Here is an 18,649-nt window from a genome sequence, read left to right as displayed (position 1 = left end):
CCCTATCCGCCGAGCGGACCGAGCGCCTTGCGGCGTTCCTCGGGAATGAGCGGCAGCGTTTCCCGGAGGAGATCGGCCATCGCCTGCGATTGTGTAGCCAGGACGGCCTGCAGCTCCGGCGGCGGAAGGTAGACGAGCCCGTTGCGCAGGTCCGCCGCCGCCTCTTCCCGCGCCAGCGCCACGGTCGCGGCCGACAGCCGGTTCCAATGGGCGAGACGGCCGGTGAGCAGGCGGCCCTCGGACGGATTGAGCTGCTGGGAAAGCGCCATCAGGCGCGCCTGCTCGGCGGCCACTTCGCCGCCGGCCTGCCGCAGCATCGCCAGGCGCAGCCAGAGATTGCCGTCCGCCGGCATGCAGGAAAGCCCGTGGCGCACCTGTTCCTCCGCCGCTGCGAGCCGCGCCGCCCAGTCCTCGTAGGCCCGGTCGCGGTCGGTCCGGTCGAGGGCCGCCAGCAGCACCGTGAGCGACGGACGCAGCACCGCGGCCTTGCAGCCCGTCAGCCGGTCGGCCGGCATGTGCCCGGCGATGAGCGCGGCGAGCGCCGCATCGTCGACCTGGCGGCCGGCATCGAGCGCGCGGGCGAAGCGGCGCACGGCGGCACCGGCCGCGGCATCCCGGGCGTCGAAGGCGGCAAGCACCGTGCCGAGCAGCGCGATCGCGACGAGAGCCGCCCCCGAGGCGGGGACCCGCCGGATCGGGCCGGGCGCCTCCGGCAGCTGTCGCCGGCCGAGCGAGAGCGTCACCGTCAGTGCGGCGAACATCGCGTAGAAGACGGCCATGCCCGGCACCTGGAGCGGGAAGTCCAGCGCGCTGTGCGAGAGCACCAGCACGAGACCGGCAAGGCCTGCCGCCGGATAGGCGCGCAGGCTGCGCCGCTGCCGAAGGCCCGTGCCGTAGGCCCATGCCAGCGCCCAGAGGGCGGCGAGGAGCAGGGGAACGAACGGGATGCCGAGCCCGATGAGCCCCTCGAGATAGAGATTGTGCGCCTTGTCCCAGACATTGGCGGTGCCGCAGACCGGGTCGCGGTAGGGGCTGAAGACGAAGGCGAAGGCGCCGAAGCCGCCGCCGGTGAGGAGATTGTCGCGTGCGGCGGCGAACAGCCCATCCAGGATGCAGAAGCGCCCGTCGTCGCCGCCCTGCACCTCCGCCCGGAAAATCGTCTGCGGCGCGAGGAAGGCGACGGCGAGGAGGACGGCGGCAAGCGCGAGGATTGTGCGCAGCGCCTTGCCGGCGCGGCCGCGCCGCCGCCGCGTGAAGCCGGCCGGCGCCGGTCCGCCGCCGGACCAGGCGAGGAGCACCACGAGCACCGCCGCGCCCGCCGCCGTGGAGGCGATGCCCGCCCGCGACCGCGTGAGCGCGAGGGCGGCGAGGACGACGGCGAGCAGGGCGGGCTGGAGGAGGAGGGGCCATGGCCGCACGGACCGCCCGAGCGGGGTGCCGTTCATGATCCAGGCGAGCAGGCGGTTGCGGTCGAGCTTCGCCCATTCCTCACCCGTCCGCACCAGCAGCATCAGCACGATGAGGCCGAGGCAGGTCGCCGCCGTGTTGCGGTTGACGAAGGTGAGGGTGAAGCCGCCCTGGTCGTATTGCCGCTCGGAGAGCAGCAGGCTCCCTGGCAGCAGGAGGAACTCCGCAAGGCAGAGGGTCGCGAGAAGCCCGCCGCCGAGCGCGAACAGGGCGAAGGCCGCGCGCGCCCGCTCGTCCGTGCGGAAGATCAGGAGGCCGGCGAGGAAGGCCAGGAACGGCAGCACGAGCCGCAGCCATCCGGCCACCGTCTCGGCGGGCGCGACGGAAATGCTGTTGCGCCCGTCCGCGATGCCGAAGGCCGGCAGCTCCCGCCAGATCGGCGCGGCGAGATCGGCGACCGGCATCGGCAGCGTCTGCAGCCCGATCCACAGCGTCAGCGCGAGAAGGAGGGCGACGGCCGCGTTGAAGATCGCCCGCGTCCGCACCGGCCGGCCGCTCTCGGCAAGCCCCGCCATCGAGAGCAGGGCGGCAAGCAGGATGCAGGAGGCGAGCGGCAGCGGATAGACGGCGCCGAAGGAGACGAGCGAGGCGAAGACGAGCAGGAGATAGCCCGCCTCCGCCAGCGGCAGCCACCGGCGCGGGACCGGGCGCGTCGTCGGCGCGGCGATTGCCGTGTCTGTCAAGGGAACCTCTCTTTGTCGTCCTCGGGCTGGCCTCTCGCGGAACGATATATCAACGTCCGCGTCCGTGCCATTCCTGCCGTGCGGCGCCGTCGCTCCGGGCGAATTTCCTGTCGCGCCGGCGGCGCGCCGCCTGTAAGTTGCGGGCGGGCCGATTCCGAAACGCAGCGCGCCTCCGGCCGGGCGAGGGTGATCCGATGAGCCGACAGACCGACGCCATTCTCGACCTCTGCCGGACGCTGCCGCCGGCGCGCACGGCCATCGTCCATCCGGTGAGGGCGAACGTGATCGAGGCCGCGCAGGAGGCGGCCCGCGGAGGGCTGATCGTCCCCGTCCTCGTCGGCCCGGCCGCGCGGATCGCCGAGGCGGCGGCCGCGGCGGAAATCGACATCGCCGGCTGGGAGGTCGTCGACACCGAGCACAGCCATGCCGCCGCCGCCAGGGCCGCCGAGCTCGCCGCCGGCCGCCATGTCGACGCCATCATGAAGGGGGCGCTCCACACCGACGAGCTGCTCGGCGCCATCGTCGGCGCGAGCTCCGGCCTGCGCACCGAGCGGCGGATCTCGCACGCCTACCTGATGAGCATCGCCACCTATCCGAAGCCCTTCGTCATCACCGACGCGGCCGTCAACATCCTGCCGGACCTCGTGGCCAAGGCCGACATCGTCCAGAATGCCGTCGACCTCTGGCGCGTCGTCTTCGGCGAGGCGGTGCCGCCGAAGGTCGCCGTGCTTGCCGCCGTCGAGACCGTCAATCCGAAGATGCAGGCGACGCTCGATGCCGCGGCGCTCTGCAAGATGGCCGACCGCGGGCAGATCACCGGCTGCCTGATCGACGGCCCGCTCGCGCTCGACAACGCCATCAGCCGCGCCGCCGCGCGCGAGAAGGGCATCGTCTCGCAGGTGGCGGGCGATGCGGACATCCTCGTCGTGCCGGACATCGAGGCCGGCAACATGCTCGCCAAGCAGCTGACCTTCCTCGGCGGGGCGGAGGCGGCGGGCATCGTGCTCGGCGCGCGCGTGCCGGTGATCCTGACGAGCCGGGCCGACGACGAGCGCGCGCGGCTCCTCTCCTCGGCACTCGCCGTGCTCGTCGCCGATGCGCGCGCCAGGGGCGTCATCAAATGATCGACGTCCTGCTGGTGCTCAATTGCGGCTCCTCGAGCCTGAAATTCGAGATCTTCGACCATGCGACGCTCGCCAGGCGCGCCAAGGGCAAGGTGACCGGGATCGGCACCCGGGCGCGGCTTGCCGCGACGATCGGCGAGACGGCGATCGACCGGCCGCTGTCCGCCCACGACCACGAGGCGGCCATGGGCGCCGTCGTCGATCTCATCGACCGCTACGACGACGGCTGGCGCACGGTGGCGACCGTCCACCGCGTCGTCCACGGCGGCGGCACCTTCGTGGCGCCGGTGGTCGTCACGCCGGAGATCCTCGTGGCGCTCGAAGCGCTGAACCCGCTGGCCCCGCTGCATCAGCCCTACAATCTCGCCGGCATCGCCGCCTCCAAGCGGCTTTCCGGCCGTGCCCCGGACATCGCCTGCTTCGACACCGCCTTCCATGCCGGCCACGGCGAGTTGTTCCACACCTTCGCGCTGGAGGCGGCGTTGCGCGAGAAAGGCATCCGACGCTACGGCTTCCACGGCATTTCCTACGAGTGGATCGCCCGGGTGCTTGCCGCCGAGCGGCCGGAGCTTGCGGAAGGCCGCGTCGTCGTCGGCCATCTCGGCAACGGGGCGAGCCTCTGCGCGATGAAAAACGGCTTCAGCATCGACACGACGATGGGCATGACCGCGCTCGACGGCCTGCCGATGGGCACCCGCACCGGCTCGATCGACCCCGGCGCCGTCACCTACATGATGCGCGGACTCGGCATGACGGTGGAGCAGATCGAGGAGACGCTCTACGAGCGCTCCGGCCTCAAGGGGCTTTCCGGCATCAGCAACGACGTCAAGACGCTGCTCGAAAGCGACGATCCGCGCGCCGCCTTCGCGCTCGACTACTATGCCTTGAAGGTCGCCCAGCATGCGGCGGCGATGGCGGTGTCGATGGGCGGCCTCGATGCCTTCGTCTTCACCGGCGGCATCGGCGAGAACGCCGCGCCCGTGCGCGAGGCCATCCTCGCGAACCTCGCCTTCCTGCCGCCGTTCGAGACGCTGGTGATCCCGGCAAACGAGGAGCGCATGATGGCGATCCACGCGAAGGCTTTGTTGGGGAGGTGACTGCAAAGGTCGCCGTGCGCCAGGCCCCTCATCCGGCCTGCCGGCCACCTTCTCCCCGCAGGCGGGGAGAAGGGAGATGCCGCGTCGTTTTCCTCGACCGGTACCGTTCGCAGGGCAGGTCCCCTCTCCCCGCTTGCGGGGAGAGGGTTAGGGTGAGGGGCAAAGCTTCCGGGTGTTTACGTCCGCGGCTTCTGATTCTCGGGGTCGTAGAGCGGCTTGTAGCCGACCCCCGCCACCTCGACCGGATAGGCCTCGGCGAAATACTCGACCTGCAGCTTGCGGCCTTCCTGGCAGTATTCCCAGGGCAGGTAGGCGAGCGCGATGTTCCTGCCGATCGTCGGGCCGTAGGCGATGGAGGTCGTGTAGGAGCGGCGGCCGAGTTCGTCGACCAGCACCGCGCCCGTCTCCGGGTCGATCACCGGCAGGGTGCCGACCGGGTACCGCTTCACGCCGTTCTTGTCGGTGTTCTCCGTCATCACCAGCGTGCAGAGCATCGCCGGCTGGTGGTCGCGGGCCTTGTATTCGAGGTGCTTGGCCTTGCCGCGGAAATCGGCCTCCTTGACCTTCGGGCGGGCGAGGTCCGCCTCGATCAGGTTGTACTGCGTGAGCAGGTCGGCATTCTGCAGGCGCAGGCTCTTCTCCATGCGGCGCGAGTTGGCATAGGTCTCGACGCCGAAGGCCATGACGCCGGTCGCGCGCAGCGCATCCCAGACGGCGAGCCCGTCCTCGTATCTCATGTGCAGTTCCCAGCCCTGCTCGCCGACATAGGAGATGCGGAAGGCGGTGACCGGCTTGCCGGCGATCTCGATCGGCTTGATCGCCGCGAAGGCGAAGTTCTCCGGGTCGAGCCCGGCCGGGTCGGCGACGACCTTCTTCAGCGTTTCGCGGGCGTTCGGCCCCCAGATGCCGATGGTGATGAATTTTTCCGAGACGTCGGTGATGGTGACGTCGAGGCCGCGGTCCTCTGCCACCCGCTTCATGTAGTGGAAGTCGCGCGGGCCGGCGTCGGCGCCGTTGACGAGCCGGCAGCGGTCGGCCATGCGGAAGACGGTGAAGTCGGCGCGCACCATGCCCTCGTCGTCGAGGAAGTGGGTGTAGATGCCCTTGCCGACATTGCCGTCGCCGCCGATTTTTGCCGCGCAAAGCCACTCCAAGAGTTCGACGTGGTCGGGCCCCTCGATGTCCACCATGTGGAAATGCGAGAGGTTGACGATGCCGCAATCCTCGCTCATCGCCAGGTGCTCGGCATTGGAGACGCGCCAGAAGTGGCGGTTGTCCCATTCGTTCTCGCGCACGGGCACACGGTCGCCGTATTTCTCCAGGAGGTGCTCGTTGGCCTTGTAGCCGTGCGCGCGCTCCCAGCCGCCGAGCTCCATGAAATGGCCGCCGAGCTCGACTTCGCGCTCGTGGAAGGGCGAGCGCTTGACGCCGCGGCTCGTCGCATAGGGCTCGCGCGGATGCACGGCCGGGAAGTAGATCTTCTGCGCGGCCTCGCGGCAGCGGTTCTCGATGAACTCTTCGGTGAGCTGGTGCGGATAGAAGCGGGCGTAGTCGATGCTGTTGTGGTCGATCGCCGTCCGGCCGTCCGTCATCCAGTCGGCGATCAGCTTGCCGTAGCCGGGGCCGTCCTTCACCCAGATGGCGACGCAGTACCAGAGGCCGCGCACCTTCTGGCTCTCGCCGCAGGACGGGCCGCCGGCGGCCGAGACCTGCAGGAGGCCGTTGAAGGAATGGCTCTCGTTGTAGCCGAGCTCGCCGAGGATCGGCGTCAGCTCCATGGCGCGTTCGAGCGGCGCGATGATCTGCTCCATGTCGAGATCGCGCTGCGAGGGCGAAAGGCGCGCTTCGTGCTTCTCGAGCAGGTCGCGCGGGTGGCAGAGGCGCGGATTGTCGGTCTCGTAGTAGCCCCACTCGATCTGGCCGCCCTCGGTGGTCTTCGGGTCGCCGGTGTCGCGCATATAGGCGGAGTTGCCCTGGTCGCGCAGCAGCGGATAGCCGATCTCCTTGCCGGTGCCTTCGAACTCGTCATAGGGGCCGAAGAAGGTCAGTGGATGGTCGACCGGCATCACCGGCAGGTCCTCGCCCACCATCTCGGCGATCAGCCGGCCCCAGAGCCCGGCGCAGACGATGACATGGTCGGCCATGATCGTGCCGCGATGGGTGACGACGCCCTTGATGCGGCCCCCCTCGACGATCAGCGACTTGGCCGGCGTGTTGGCGAAGGCCGCAAGCTTGCCGCTCTTCTCGGCGGCGTCGACCAGCTTGCCGGCGACGGTCTGCGAGCGCGGGATGACGAGGCCGGCATCCGGGTCGAACATGCCGCCCATCACCTGGTCTTCCTCGATCAGCGGGAACAGCTTCTTGATCTCCGCCGGCGAGACGTAGTGCGCCCGGGTGCCGAAGGCTTTTGCCGAGGAGAGCTTGCGCTTGATCTCCTCCATCCAGGTCTCGTCGCCGGTGCGCGCCACCTCGAGGCCGCCGATGCGGGCGTAGTGGCCCATCTTCTCGAAGAAATCGATGGAATATTGCGTCGTCCAGACCGAAAGATAGTCGTGGCTGGTCGTGTAGCAGAAGTCGGAGGCGTGCGCGGTCGAGCCGATGTCGGTCGGGATGCCGGACTTGTCGATGCCGACGATGTCGTCCCATCCCCGCTCGATGAGATGATGGGCGATCGACGCGCCCACGATGCCGCCCAGACCGATGATGACGACCTTCGCCTTCTGCGGAAATTCTGCCATTGCTTGCGCCCCTGCTTGGAGTGTTCGAGCCGATCTTAGGGCCTGCCATCCTGCCGTTTCAGCCTGTCTGCGACTAGCGCGCGACCAGTTCCGACAGCCGCCGCGGGCGGCGCGGGGGAAGGCGCCCGACTGCGTCCTTAACGAAACCTTGCCGGACCCATGCATCATCCGCATGGGTGTCCTGCTCCTTGCGCGCTTTTATGCAATGCAGCATGAGCCTATATGGAGGCCATCGAAAGACGCGGCGCCACGGACGGTGCCGAACAGAGAGCCTCAGGAAAGGGGATCATCATGAACATGGCACGTTCCTTCAGCAATTGGCGCAAATATCGTCAGACCGTCAACGAGCTGAGCCGCATGAACGCACGCGAACTCCAGGATCTCGGCATCAATCGCTCCGAGATCAAGACGGTCGCCCGCGCCGCCGTCGGCTTCTGATCCGACCGCCGGCCGCAAGGCATGGTTTTGAAACGCCCGCCCCTCCGGCGGGCGTTTTTGCATTGCAAAAAGAAGCGCTTCGCAGGCTGGTCCCGGCACCGGTCCAGTTATTCGATAAGCGCATAGCGCATAGCTGCATTGCAATATAATGCCTATCAAATGAGCGCGAGTCAGATATAGTCATATTTATCGAAGCGATGCACCTCCTCCCGCAAAGCTTCGATATTGCAGGCGGCCTACTCCTCCTCCCAAGGACGCCTGCGGGAACGGCGATATTCCTCCTCCCAATCGCCGTTCGGTTCTATCGGAAAGCCTGCCGCACCTCCTCCCGCGGCAGGCTTTTCCATTTCAGGACCCGCCTTTCCCCGCCGCAGACTGTTTCGTTGTATTTTTGAAAATAGAGCGCTGACAAAGCCGCCGGCATCGATATATTCGGGAAAACATCACGCTGCCCGGGAGAACAGGAATGAACCGTCGTCTGCTTTTGAAACTCGCCGTCGCCTTCCTTGCGGCGCTGCCGCTCGCCATGCCCGTCGCCGCGGCGGACAAGGTCACCGTCTTCGCCGCCGCGAGCCTCAAGAACGCGCTCGATGCCGCCAACGCCGCCTGGCAGCAGGAGACGGGCAACGAGACGGCGGTCTCCTATGCCGCAAGCTCCGCGCTCGCCAAGCAGATCGAGCAGGGCGCGCCGGCCGACCTCTTCATCTCCGCCGACCTCGCCTGGATGGACTATGTCGCCGAGAAGAAGCTGATCAGGGAGGACACCCGCGCGAACCTGCTCGGCAACCGCATCGTGCTGGTCGCGCCGAAGGACAAGGCCGAGCCGGTCGAGATCAGGGAAGGCTTCGACCTCGCCGGCCTCGTCGGCGACGGCAGGCTCGCCATGGGCGCAGTCGATTCGGTGCCGGCCGGCAAGTACGGCAAGGCGGCGCTGGAGAAGCTCGGCGCCTGGGCGGCGGTCGAGGGCAAGGTCGCGGGCGCCGAGAGCGTGCGCGCCGCCCTGGCGCTCGTCTCGCGCGGCGAGGCGCCCTACGGCATCGTCTACCAGACGGACGCCGCCGCCGACCCGGACGTCGCCATCGTCGGCACCTTCCCGGAAGACAGCCACCCGCCGATCATCTATCCGGTCGCCGTCCTTTCCGAATCGGCAAGCCCGGCGTCCGCCGCCTATCTCGACTTCCTGAAGTCCGACAAGGCCGGGCCCTTCTTCACCGAGCAGGGCTTCACGATCCTCAAGTGAGCGTGAGCCGGTAACAGGAGCGTGCGCCTCTTGCTCCTTCTCCCTGCTTGCGGGGAGAGGTCCCGGCAGGGGGATGAGGGGCAATTGCGACATCTCCAGTCGACTCCGCCCCTCACCTGCCTGCCGGCATCCTCTCCCCGTAAACGGGGCGAAGAAGGATCGACGCGCTGTTTTCCTCTATTCTCGACGGTGGGGCAGGGCGTAATGCTGACGCAACGGCCCGGGAGAACGATGTGGACTGGCCAACCCTGAGCGACGAGGAATGGACGGCGATCCGGCTCAGCCTGCGGGTGTCGACGGTCGCCATGCTGGCGAGCCTGCCGCCCGGCATCCTGGTGGCGCTGGCGCTCGCGCGCGGGCGCTTCTGGGGCAAGTCGCTGCTGAACGGCCTCGTCCATCTGCCGCTCGTCCTGCCGCCGGTCGTCACCGGCTTCATCCTGCTCGTGCTGTTCGGCCGGCGCGGGCCGATCGGCGCGTTCCTGTCGGACTGGTTCGGCATCGTGCTTTCCTTCCGCTGGACCGGGGCGGCGCTTGCCTGCGCCGTGATGGGCTTCCCGCTGATGGTGCGCTCCATCCGCCTGTCGATCGAGGCGGTCGACCGCAAGCTGGAAGAGGCGGCCGGCACGCTCGGCGCCGGCCCCGTCCCGGTCTTCGCCACCGTCACCCTGCCGCTGATCCTGCCCGGCGTGCTTGCCGGCATGATCCTTTCCTTCGCCAAGGCCATGGGCGAGTTCGGCGCGACGATCACCTTCGTCTCCAACATCCCCGGCGAGACGCAGACGCTGTCGGCCGCGATCTACACCTTCACCCAGGTGCCGGGGGGCGACGCGGGGGCGATGCGCCTCACGCTCGTCGCCATCGCCATTTCCATGGCGGCCCTCGTCGCCTCGGAAATGCTCGCCCAGCGCATCGGCCGCAAGGTGCATCTCGAATGAGCCTCGTGGTCGACGTCCGCCAGCGGCTCGGCACCTTCGCGCTCGACGCCGCCTTCACCGCCGAGGGCGGCGTCACCGCGCTGTTCGGCCGCTCGGGCTCGGGCAAGACCTCGCTCGTGCGCATCGTCGCCGGCCTCGCCCGGCCGGATGAAGGACGGGTGGTGCTGTCCGGCGACGTGCTGGTCGACACCGCCCGCGGCGTCTTCGTGCCGGCCCACCGCCGCCGTTTCGGCTATGTCTTCCAGGAGGCGCGGCTCTTCCCGCACATGACGGTGCGGCAGAACCTCGACTACGGCCGCTGGTTCGCGCCGAAGGGCGCGCGCGCCGAAAACCCCGCCTGCATCGTCGATCTCCTCGGCATCGGCGACCTGCTCAAGCGCCGGCCGGCGAACCTCTCCGGCGGCGAGAAGCAGCGCGTCGCCATCGGCCGCGCGCTGCTCTCCGCCCCGCGCCTGTTGCTGATGGACGAGCCGCTCGCGGCCCTCGACGAGGACCGCAAGGCGGAGATCCTGCCCTATCTCGAACGCCTGCGCGACGAGGTCGGCATCCCCATCGTCTATGTCAGCCATTCCGTCGCCGAGGTCGCGCGCATCGCCGACCGCGTGGTGCTGATGAACGCCGGACGCGTGGAGACGGTCGGCCCCGCCTCCGAGGTGCTGGGCGGCCCGCGCCTCGTCTCCGCCGCCGAGCGCCGCGAAGCGGGCAGCGTGCTTTCCGGCCGCGTCGAGGCCTGCGACGCCGCGCACGGCCTCGCCACCATCCGCCTGCAGGGCGGCCTGCCGCTCGTCGTGCCCGCCGCCGGCGTTTCGGCCGGCGAGGCGGTGCGCCTGCGCATTCCCGCCCGCGACGTGATGGTCGCGACCGTGCGGCCGGAGGGCCTGAGCGCGCTCAACATCCTGGAAGGCACGGTCGAGGCGGTCGAGCCGGACGGGGAGGGCATGACGAGCCTCGTCCTTTCCTGCCGCGGCGACCGCATCCGTGCGCGCATCACCGCCTTCTCCGCGGGCCGGCTCGGCCTCGCCCCCGGCCTTCCGGTCTATGCCGTCGTCAAGACGGTGGCGCTGGAATGACCGCAGCTAGTCCTCCGCGAGATTGGCGCGGATCCAGCCGAGATCGTCGGCGACGGCCGTTGCCATCGTCGCCTCCATCGACCGGTAGCGGGCAAGCAGCGCCTCGCCGAAGGGGGTGACGACCGCCCCGCCGCCCTGCTTGCCGCCGCGCTGCGAGGCGACCACGGGCTCGCGGAACAGCCGGTTCATCTCGTCGACGAGCAGCCACGCCCGCCGGTAGGACATGTCCATCGCCCGCCCGGCCGCCGAGATCGAGCCCGTCTCGCGGATATGGCCGAGAAGCTCGATCTTGCCGCGCCCGATCCGCCCCTCCGCCCCGATCTGGATGCGGAAGATGATCTTCGGTGCTCTGGCGGACGATGACGACATGGAAAACCGGGCCCGTGTGGTGACGAGCCCGGCTTATAGCAAGCTTTTGTCCGTCGTGCAGCCGGATCAGGCCGCGCGCTTCAGCGCGTCGCCGAGGATCGAGACGATGTCCTCGAAATGCTTCTTCTCGGCGATCAGCGGCGGCGAGAACGCGATGATGTCGCCGGTGACGCGGATCATCAGCCCCTTCTCGAAGCAGTCGACGAAGACGTCGTAGGCGCGCGTGCCCGGTGCGCCGTCCCGCGGCGCGAGCTCGATGCCGGCGATGAGGCCGATGGTGCGGATGTCGATGACGTGCGGCAGGCCCTTCAGCGAATGCATCGCCGCGTGCCAGTCCGCCTGCAGCTCCGCCGCGCGCGTCAGCAGGCCCTCGTCGCGGTAGATGTCGAGCGTGGCGATGCCGGCGGCGCAGGCGGCCGGGTGGCCGGAATAGGTGTAGCCGTGGAACAGCTCGATCGCGTTTTCCGGCCCCTGCATCAGCGCGTCGTGCACCTTGCGGCTCGCGAAGACCGCGCCCATCGGGATCGCGCCGTTGGTGAGCCCCTTCGCCGTGGTGACGATGTCCGGCGTCACGCCGAAATAGTCGGTGGCGAAGGCGGCACCCAGGCGGCCGAAGCCGGTGATGACCTCGTCGAAGATGAGCAGGATGCCGTGCTTGTCGCAGATCGCCCGCAGCCGCTCCAGATAGCCCTTCGGCGGGATGAGCACGCCGGTGGAGCCCGCGACCGGCTCGACGATGCAGGCGGCGATGGTCTCCGCCCCGTGCAGCGCGACCAGCCGTTCGAGGTCGTCGGCAAGCTCGGCGCCATGCTCCGGCTGGCCCTTGACGAAGGCGTTCCTGGCGAGATCGTGGGTGTGGCGGAGATGATCGCTGCCGGCGAGCTGCGGGAAGACGCGGCGGTTGTTGACGATGCCGCCGACCGAGATGCCGCCGAAGCCGACGCCGTGATAGCCGCGCTCGCGGCCGATGAGGCGCGTGCGCGTGCCCTGGCCGATGGCGCGCTGGTAGGCGATGGCGATCTTCAGCGCCGTGTCGACCGATTCCGAGCCCGAGCCGGTGAAGAACACCCGGTCGAGCTTCGCGCCGTCCGGGCCGGGCGCGATCTCGGCGAGCCGCTCGGCGAAGTCGAAGGCGACCGGATGGCCCATCTGGAAGGAGGGCGCGTAGTCCATCTCGGTGAGCTGGCGCTCCACCGCCGCGGCGATCTGCCGGCGGCCGTGGCCGGCGTTGACGCACCAGAGCCCCGCCGTGCCGTCGAGCACCGGACGGCCGTCGCTGCTGGTGTAGTACATGCCTTCGGCACCCGAGAGCAGCCGCGGCGCCGCCTTGAACTGGCGGTTGGCGGTAAAGGGCATCCAGTAGCTGTCGAGCACCGGCGCGTTGGGTCTGTTGTGGACGTTCATGGCAAATCTCCTCTGCGGTCGCCGATTGACGCCACGATTTGCCGTGCCCAACAAGTCCTTTTCTCGTTGACATCAAGCCTTTGAAAATCAAGGATGCGGTACGTCGATTTTTCGATATTCCGAACATCCCGAACAGGAGCCGGCCATGTCGGTCGATATCGGAGGCCGGTTGCGCCACCTGCGCATGGCGCACAATCTCTCGCAGCGCGCGCTCGCCAAGCGTGCGGGCGTCACCAATTCGACGATCTCGCTGATCGAATCGAACGCCAGCAACCCCTCCGTCGGCGCGCTGAAGCGCATCCTCGACGGCATCCCGATCGGCCTTGCAGAATTCTTCGCCTTCGAGCCGGAGCGGCCGAAGAAGGCCTTCTATCGTGCCGACGAGCTGACGGAGATCGGCAAGGGCGGCATCTCCTACCGCCAGCTCGGCGACAATCTCTTCGGCCGCAGCCTGCAGATCCTGAAGGAATGCTACCAGCCGGGCGCCGACACCGGCAAGGTGCCGCTGGTGCACGAGGGCGAGGAGGGCGGTATCGTGCTCTCCGGCCGGCTGGAGGTGACGGTTGACGACGAGCGCCGCATCCTCGGCCCCGGCGACGCCTATTATTTCGAGAGCCGCCGTCCCCACCGCTTCCGCTGCGTCGGCCCCGTCCCCTGCGAGGTGATCAGCGCCTGCACCCCGCCGACCTTCTGAGCGAGGGCAATCCTCACGGCGGTGCCGAAGCTTCGGTCACCGCGTCCTCGAACGCCCGTGCGACCCACGGGCGTCGGGCGGGCGATTCGACGTCTTTGCGGAAGGCGGTCTACACCGTGCGGCGAGCCCGACACGACGGGGCTCGGGAATGGCAGCGGCTTCATGGGCTGCCGGCATGACATCGAACGCGATCGAGGAGACGGGCGGCCACTGGTTCGGCGGCCTCCTCGTTCGATATGCGTTTCACGTCCGCAGGCGTCCACGTCGAGCCGGTTCAGGGGCTCGGGACCTTCTCGCCGAACGCCGCCGCCTCGCGGCAGCCTGAATCCGACAGCCCGCGCCGCCATTGTCCCGGCTCGAGCTGGCGCCGCAAGGTGGAGCGCTTCGGCATCAAGCGTGCTGCGGATCCAGCGGCCCGCTGACCGTCCGACCAGATGATGATGGCATCCGGATCGGCGCGAACCGGAAGCGTGCCGGAGAACGCCGCCAGGTTCGCACGTGCCCGAGTGCCTTGAAATCGTGAGGAAAAACGCTCCGGAGCGTCCCGCCCGCCCGGCAACCGCGCCTCACATCCCCTTTCGCTCTTTCGCCGCACTTTCCCTTTTTTCTACAGTGGCTTAAACAAGGGCGGTCGCCTCCTACGCGGAGGCGTGAATCGAAACCAGGTCACCCAAAGCTCGCTATCCTCTTCGCGCAGGTCGCCTCCCGCACGGAGACGCAGTCGAGGCGTAATCGACGAGGCGGACTGGCGCGTGAGCGTGCGTTCTTCGGCGGACGGTTTCCATGGCGGCGAGCCGTTTCGCGCTTGCCTGCCTGTCGCGACGCTTGATCGGCGCACCTGAAAATCCGCTGCCATCCACATCTTCCCCATGTGGCGAGGAGATTGGTGGGATGCCAAGGTAGCCTGCGATCGATCCGGATGCGCCTTCCAGCAACCCAGGCAGCCCATTCGACAGCATCGCCCTCTTCAGACATCTGTCGTACGGTAAGGTATCGATTTTATTGCTTAAGGCGGTTGGCTGGGGAACCTGGAGCCGGACGAGCGCTCCTGAATCACATTTACTTTCAATGCGTTGCTCAATGTCGCGTCAACAATGTGGGGGTGTTTTGTGGGGGTGTCAACAATTACGTCGATCATTCCCCGTCGAGCTTATTAACGCAACCTTTAATTTAACATTATTTCAATAAAAACCACCTAAGAGGGAGTGATTGGGTTCGCATTCTTGGTCACGGCAACAAATTGGGGGGTGGATGGCGAAGAGATCGGAATTCCAGGAGCGCTTGTTTGCGCTCGACATGCCTTTCCGCAGGAAAAAGAGGACGCGGGCAGAGGACCTTCGAGATTTTATAATTGAAACTGCGGAAGATCGCGGTCTTGAGGATCGAAGGGGCAAGCTAAAGAAATTTATGGTTACGTTCGACAAGAAGAAGAACAGCAACTTTGATTACTGGCTATTTGATGAAATACTGATCCAAATTTCTAATGGCGTTGGTGGAACCGGGATCAGGAAGCCAATGCATCAGTTACGGATTATGGACTACAGAAAAGATGCAAAGCATTTATTGGCAAATATAAGATTTTATTGCCGCCATTATCCGAATTTGGATATGGATCGGGCGTTGGTGATGTTGGTGAGCGATAACGCTGGTTATCGCCTCCTACGAGGAGTTTATCGGACGTAGGACCACGGGCTCTATTTGTTCCCGGTTGCAGAGTTGACCGGATCACGCCGACAAGCCAGCATAGAAAAACCGCCATCACAGGGCTCGCAACCCTCCGGCGGTTTTCACAGGATGTTCAACAATGCTGAACGAGATTGCTGAAATTGTAAAGCCGCCGTTGACGGCTACTTGAGCGCCCGGCGCGGATATCACCCATCCGAAGCCGCGCCGAAGACTGTTTTTCAAAACCAAATTGTTGACAACGCCCCGTCCGGCCTCGCGAAACGCGCTGCCGAAGCTCTGGCAGCCCGCACCGCCATGGAGATGGTTGCGAACGGGCCTGCAAAGAAATCTCATCATGACGTTCTGCAATCGAATACCGGATGGGAGATGGACCCAATCGCATGGGCCAAACGAGTCACAGCCACCCGGCTCCTGACTGAACAGACTGAGTGTATCGCGTCAGCGCTGGCCCGCGCTGGGGTCGATGTCATCCGCGACGGTGACGTGACGCTGATCTCGGCCGTGACGGGCATTGTGGAATCCCTTCCGGTCTACAGGGCGGTGCGGTTCCTCCCGACGATCGCCGCCCGTGATCGCCGTCCGATGGTCAATGCCTTGAAGCTGTACATGTCCGGTGCCAGCCACAAGACCGCGTACATCGGCAAGTACATGCGTTATGCCGTGTTCACGGCGCCCCAGCCTGTTCCTGCCTATGGGACGCTCCGTGAGGAAATCCGGGCGCTCTCCCGCCGGATTTCGAAATGGGCGCACCGGGTCAAAAAATACGGCGTCAAGGTTCTGTTCCGGGGGATCGAGTTCACGAGGAAGACGGCGGAAGAGCGCGGCATGACGGATCGGTACGCGCCGGATACGATCCTCTACCACGTCCATGCCAACGTCATCTATTGGCCGACCCACAATATGAAAGGCGAGTGGGAGAAGTTCCTGCGGGAGACGCATGAATTCATGGGTTCCGAGTGGAAGGACAACGGCAGGGTCGAGAGCGTCGAGGAGATCGTGAAATATTGCTCGAAGCCCGCCGACACCCTCGCGGCGAGCGACGACGAATTGGTGTGGCTGTACAGGCAGACCCAGCGCCTGAAAATCTGCCAGCCACTGGGGCCGTTCGCGGAGTGGCTGCGGGACCTGAACAAGCGCAAGGAAAAGGTCGTGCGCGTCCATGTCGGACACGGCGACGGCAAGCTGATGCGCGTGCGGAAGCTGTCGCGCAGGACCGACGATGGCGAGTTGACCGACACCGACGATGATGTTCATGAGGATGGCGCCGTGTCTGACGTTCCTCCGGAAAAGCCGGATCGGAAGACACGGAACGAGTCGGGGGATGGATCGCCACCCGCGAACATCGTCCTCGGCCTGTCCCTGCCACAGTGGCGGCATTCGCCGTGGGCGGAACCCATGATCATGGTCCAGCACTACGACCCCGCCAGGTTGTCCGAGGAGGATGGCCTCGATATCCGGGAGTGGCAGAAACAGGCGCGGGAGTGGTGGGACGCAGCCTTCGGACCAGAGCCAGAGGAAGCCCTGCGCGTGGCCCGCATGGCGATGGACAAGGCCATGTCTGCGGACGATGTACGCGAGGCGGCAGAGGCCGCCCCGTATATCGTTCACACATGTCGGCCAACTGTCCTGAGCGACGATGAAGAGGTGGATGAAGAAGAGCTTGATGATGATGTGATGAGCATCGTGAAGCTCTTCGAAGGGGGGAAGGTCGTCAGATTGAAGCCCCGAACGCCCACCGAAGACGATGAAATCCCGTTCGAAGCGCCGGATCGTGAGAGACGCTGCGCCGAACTACGGGAAAGCCTCGCCCGGAGCGAGGCCCGCTGGGCGGAATGGCGGGCATCTGCCGCCGCCAGCGGTTGCCGCATCGCGGCGTGACGACAGGCAACAGTCGTCACCATGCATCACGTGCTTTTACGTGATGCTCGTCGTCCATCTGGGCGACGACAAGGCCCCTGCCAGGTCCGCCGGAAGGCTCTCCATGAAGTGGTCCCTCGGAAGAGGCTCCCGGCAGGGCCGACACTAGCGCAGCTAGTGGTAATCGGTCACTACTATTGGGTTGTTTCAGGCTCCGCCGGCGCTGAAGATTTTTCCACCAGCATTCACCGGGAGGGAGTTTTCATATGGTTCTGAACATTAGTGACACGCTGCGCGATCGCGTTCGCCGCATGGTCTATGCCAAGGCCCGCGCCGAAGGACTCGGGATCGCTCTGATGACGCAGATCAAGGATGATCCGACCTTCGGACCGCTCTCTGACGAGCACAAGGCGGCATACGAGGACTCCCTGAGGCTGGAGGCGAAAACGCTCGGAATGGTCGGCGGCAACGTCGATCTTCTCGAACGGCTCATTCGAGATGTCCACGCTGAACGCGCGGTGACCTCCCGGAAGCACTGATGAGCTTTCAATTCATTCACATGGAGGGATACAGCCGCAAGGGCGACGGTAAGGGGCGCACGGTATCCTTCGTCTTCAGCGAAGCTCGCCGCGATCCGGTGGCCTCTGTCCATGTCACGAATCCATCCCCTCCGGTCGTCGTCTATGGATCGACGATCGATGAAGTCGAGGCAATGCACGACGGTGCCGCAGCCGTCGCGATGACGGCGGTCAAGGGCGGTAAGCCGCGTAAACTGCGGCAGGATCACAAGACCCTCCACACGATCATTGCAAGTCATCCATTCACGATGGAAGAGGTTCGAGCCAATCCGGCCAAACTCCGGGAAGCCGAGGAATGGGAAAGGCGAACGATCGACTGGCTTCGTTCACAATACGGAGACGATCTGAAATCCGTAGTGCGTCATGAAGACGAGTCCCATTTCCATGTCCACGCCTACATCGTGCCAACCGACGATCCAGAAATGCGGGCGCTCCGGCATCATCCGGGAGTCGTGGCTAAGCGCGCCGTGATGGCGGCCGGACCTACCGAAGGCGCGGACACGAAGGCGCTGTCGAAGAAGGCTGATGCGGCTTACAGGAACGCCATGCGGTCATGGCAAGACTCTTATCATGATGCTGTCGGCTTGCCGTGCGGTCTGGCTCGCCTCGGCCCACAACGCCGCCGTCTGACACGGGCGGAATGGCGGGCAGAGCAGGTTCAGGCCAAAGCCTTGAAGGCCACTGTCGAGCGGGCGAAGGCCGTGAAAGAGAAGGGGGAATCCTTCATCGCGGCCACGAAGGACGATGTCGCCCGGATCACGGCGGAGGTGGCTGCGGCGAAGGCGGAAGCGGCCCGTCAGCTTGCCGCCGCCAAGGTTGCCACGGAAGCCGCCAGGGAGGCACAGGACAAGGCCATCGCCGCGCAACGCAAGGCAAGGTCGATGATGGCCCGAGTCCGGGAGGAAGCCGCTCGTGTCCGTGAGGCGACGGCAAGGCTTCAACGCCTGCCGGGTGCACTTCGTAGCGTGTTAGACGGCTTCCGGATTTCGAAGGTCGCGTCTCGCATCCGTGCCGCCGTCGAGGCCGAGATGGAAGCGCTCCGGCGAACTGCAGCAGATGCCGCCGATCGGGCCAGTGCCGCCGATACGGGGCGGCGGGAGGCGGAGGCGCGGGCGAAGAACCTCCGGGCAGCGCTGACGGAGACCGGGCGCGATCTGGCGACGGTCAGACAGGAGCTTGCCGCGCTACGTCCGCAGGACCCCGTTCCAAGTTTGACACCAGCTCCGCCGAGACAATGACGCGCCTGTCTGGGCTTCCGTCTGAATTCAC

The 18,649-nt window shown here is 66.5% G+C and carries 15 protein-coding genes; 11 read left to right on the top strand and 4 right to left on the bottom strand.

What is annotated here, in order from left to right; genetic code table 11:
* Positions 1-2 precede the first annotated feature (2 nt).
* Positions 3-2,150, bottom strand: a complete 2,148-nt coding sequence (locus NNZ72_RS00285) for an O-antigen ligase family protein (protein ID WP_257310920.1) — start codon at positions 2,148-2,150, stop codon at positions 3-5.
* A gap of 194 nt (positions 2,151-2,344) precedes the next feature.
* Between NNZ72_RS00285 and NNZ72_RS00280 the strand changes: the two genes are divergently transcribed.
* Both NNZ72_RS00280 and NNZ72_RS00275 read left to right on the top strand, forming a co-directional pair.
* Positions 2,345-3,274 (top strand): bifunctional enoyl-CoA hydratase/phosphate acetyltransferase, encoded by a 930-nt coding sequence (locus tag NNZ72_RS00280; RefSeq protein WP_257310917.1) that lies wholly within the window; start codon positions 2,345-2,347, stop codon positions 3,272-3,274.
* Entirely contained in the window at positions 3,271-4,371 is a 1,101-nt protein-coding gene (locus NNZ72_RS00275) for an acetate/propionate family kinase (protein WP_257310916.1), read from the top strand. Before NNZ72_RS00280 ends, NNZ72_RS00275 begins: the two co-directional genes overlap by 4 nt.
* Before the next feature lie 176 nt (positions 4,372-4,547).
* On the opposite strand, the gene NNZ72_RS00270 is transcribed toward NNZ72_RS00275, so the two are convergent.
* The gene (locus tag NNZ72_RS00270) at positions 4,548-7,109 is read right to left on the bottom strand and encodes a GcvT family protein (RefSeq protein WP_257310912.1); all 2,562 of its coding nucleotides are present in this window, start codon (positions 7,107-7,109) and stop codon (positions 4,548-4,550) included.
* 291 nt (positions 7,110-7,400) lie between these two features.
* On the opposite strand from NNZ72_RS00270, the gene NNZ72_RS00265 reads away from it, so the two are divergent.
* The 4 genes from NNZ72_RS00265 to modC all read left to right on the top strand — a co-directional run bounded on the left by NNZ72_RS00265 (position 7,401) and on the right by modC (position 10,792).
* Complete coding sequence (locus tag NNZ72_RS00265; RefSeq protein WP_257311621.1) at positions 7,401-7,547, top strand: DUF1127 domain-containing protein; 147 nt, start codon at positions 7,401-7,403, stop codon at positions 7,545-7,547.
* Between the two features lie 466 nt (positions 7,548-8,013).
* Positions 8,014-8,787 (top strand): molybdate ABC transporter substrate-binding protein, encoded by a 774-nt coding sequence (gene modA / locus NNZ72_RS00260; RefSeq protein ID WP_257310910.1) that lies wholly within the window; start codon positions 8,014-8,016, stop codon positions 8,785-8,787.
* A 233-nt stretch (positions 8,788-9,020) separates the two neighbouring features.
* Entirely contained in the window at positions 9,021-9,722 is a 702-nt protein-coding gene (modB, locus tag NNZ72_RS00255; RefSeq protein ID WP_257310907.1) for a molybdate ABC transporter permease subunit, read from the top strand.
* A complete protein-coding gene (gene modC / locus NNZ72_RS00250) occupies positions 9,719-10,792 on the top strand; it encodes a molybdenum ABC transporter ATP-binding protein (protein WP_257310904.1) in 1,074 nt (357 codons plus the stop codon). The genes modB and modC overlap by 4 nt, the downstream gene beginning before the upstream one ends.
* Before the next feature lie 6 nt (positions 10,793-10,798).
* Here modC and NNZ72_RS00245 read toward each other — a convergent pair whose 3' ends face one another.
* Both NNZ72_RS00245 and aptA read right to left on the bottom strand, forming a co-directional pair.
* The gene (locus NNZ72_RS00245; protein WP_257310901.1) at positions 10,799-11,161 is read right to left on the bottom strand and encodes a winged helix-turn-helix domain-containing protein; all 363 of its coding nucleotides are present in this window, start codon (positions 11,159-11,161) and stop codon (positions 10,799-10,801) included.
* A gap of 66 nt (positions 11,162-11,227) precedes the next feature.
* Positions 11,228-12,565, bottom strand: coding sequence for an omega-aminotransferase AptA (gene aptA / locus NNZ72_RS00240; RefSeq protein ID WP_257310898.1), 1,338 nt, complete (start codon positions 12,563-12,565; stop codon positions 11,228-11,230).
* Between the two features lie 145 nt (positions 12,566-12,710).
* Here aptA and NNZ72_RS00235 point away from each other — a divergent pair, with 145 nt between their 5' ends.
* From NNZ72_RS00235 to NNZ72_RS00215, 5 genes are all read left to right on the top strand, one after another.
* A complete protein-coding gene (locus tag NNZ72_RS00235; protein ID WP_257310895.1) occupies positions 12,711-13,259 on the top strand; it encodes a cupin domain-containing protein in 549 nt (182 codons plus the stop codon).
* Between the two features lie 1,251 nt (positions 13,260-14,510).
* Positions 14,511-14,942 (top strand): hypothetical protein, encoded by a 432-nt coding sequence (locus NNZ72_RS00230; protein ID WP_257310894.1) that lies wholly within the window; start codon positions 14,511-14,513, stop codon positions 14,940-14,942.
* Positions 14,943-15,110: 168 nt separating this feature from the next.
* Positions 15,111-16,823, top strand: coding sequence for a hypothetical protein (locus NNZ72_RS00225; protein WP_257310891.1), 1,713 nt, complete (start codon positions 15,111-15,113; stop codon positions 16,821-16,823).
* Positions 16,824-17,068: 245 nt separating this feature from the next.
* Positions 17,069-17,341, top strand: a complete 273-nt coding sequence (locus NNZ72_RS00220; RefSeq protein WP_257310889.1) for a hypothetical protein — start codon at positions 17,069-17,071, stop codon at positions 17,339-17,341.
* Complete coding sequence (locus tag NNZ72_RS00215) at positions 17,341-18,618, top strand: plasmid recombination protein (RefSeq protein WP_257310884.1); 1,278 nt, start codon at positions 17,341-17,343, stop codon at positions 18,616-18,618. The genes NNZ72_RS00220 and NNZ72_RS00215 overlap by 1 nt, the downstream gene beginning before the upstream one ends.
* The last annotated feature ends 31 nt before the right edge of the window (positions 18,619-18,649 follow it).

This window comes from Shinella pollutisoli (assembly GCF_024609765.1).
In the GTDB taxonomy this organism is placed as follows: domain Bacteria; phylum Pseudomonadota; class Alphaproteobacteria; order Rhizobiales; family Rhizobiaceae; genus Shinella; species Shinella pollutisoli.
Note: the sequence above shows the minus strand (reverse complement) of the source record. Positions and strands in the feature narration are given on the sequence as shown.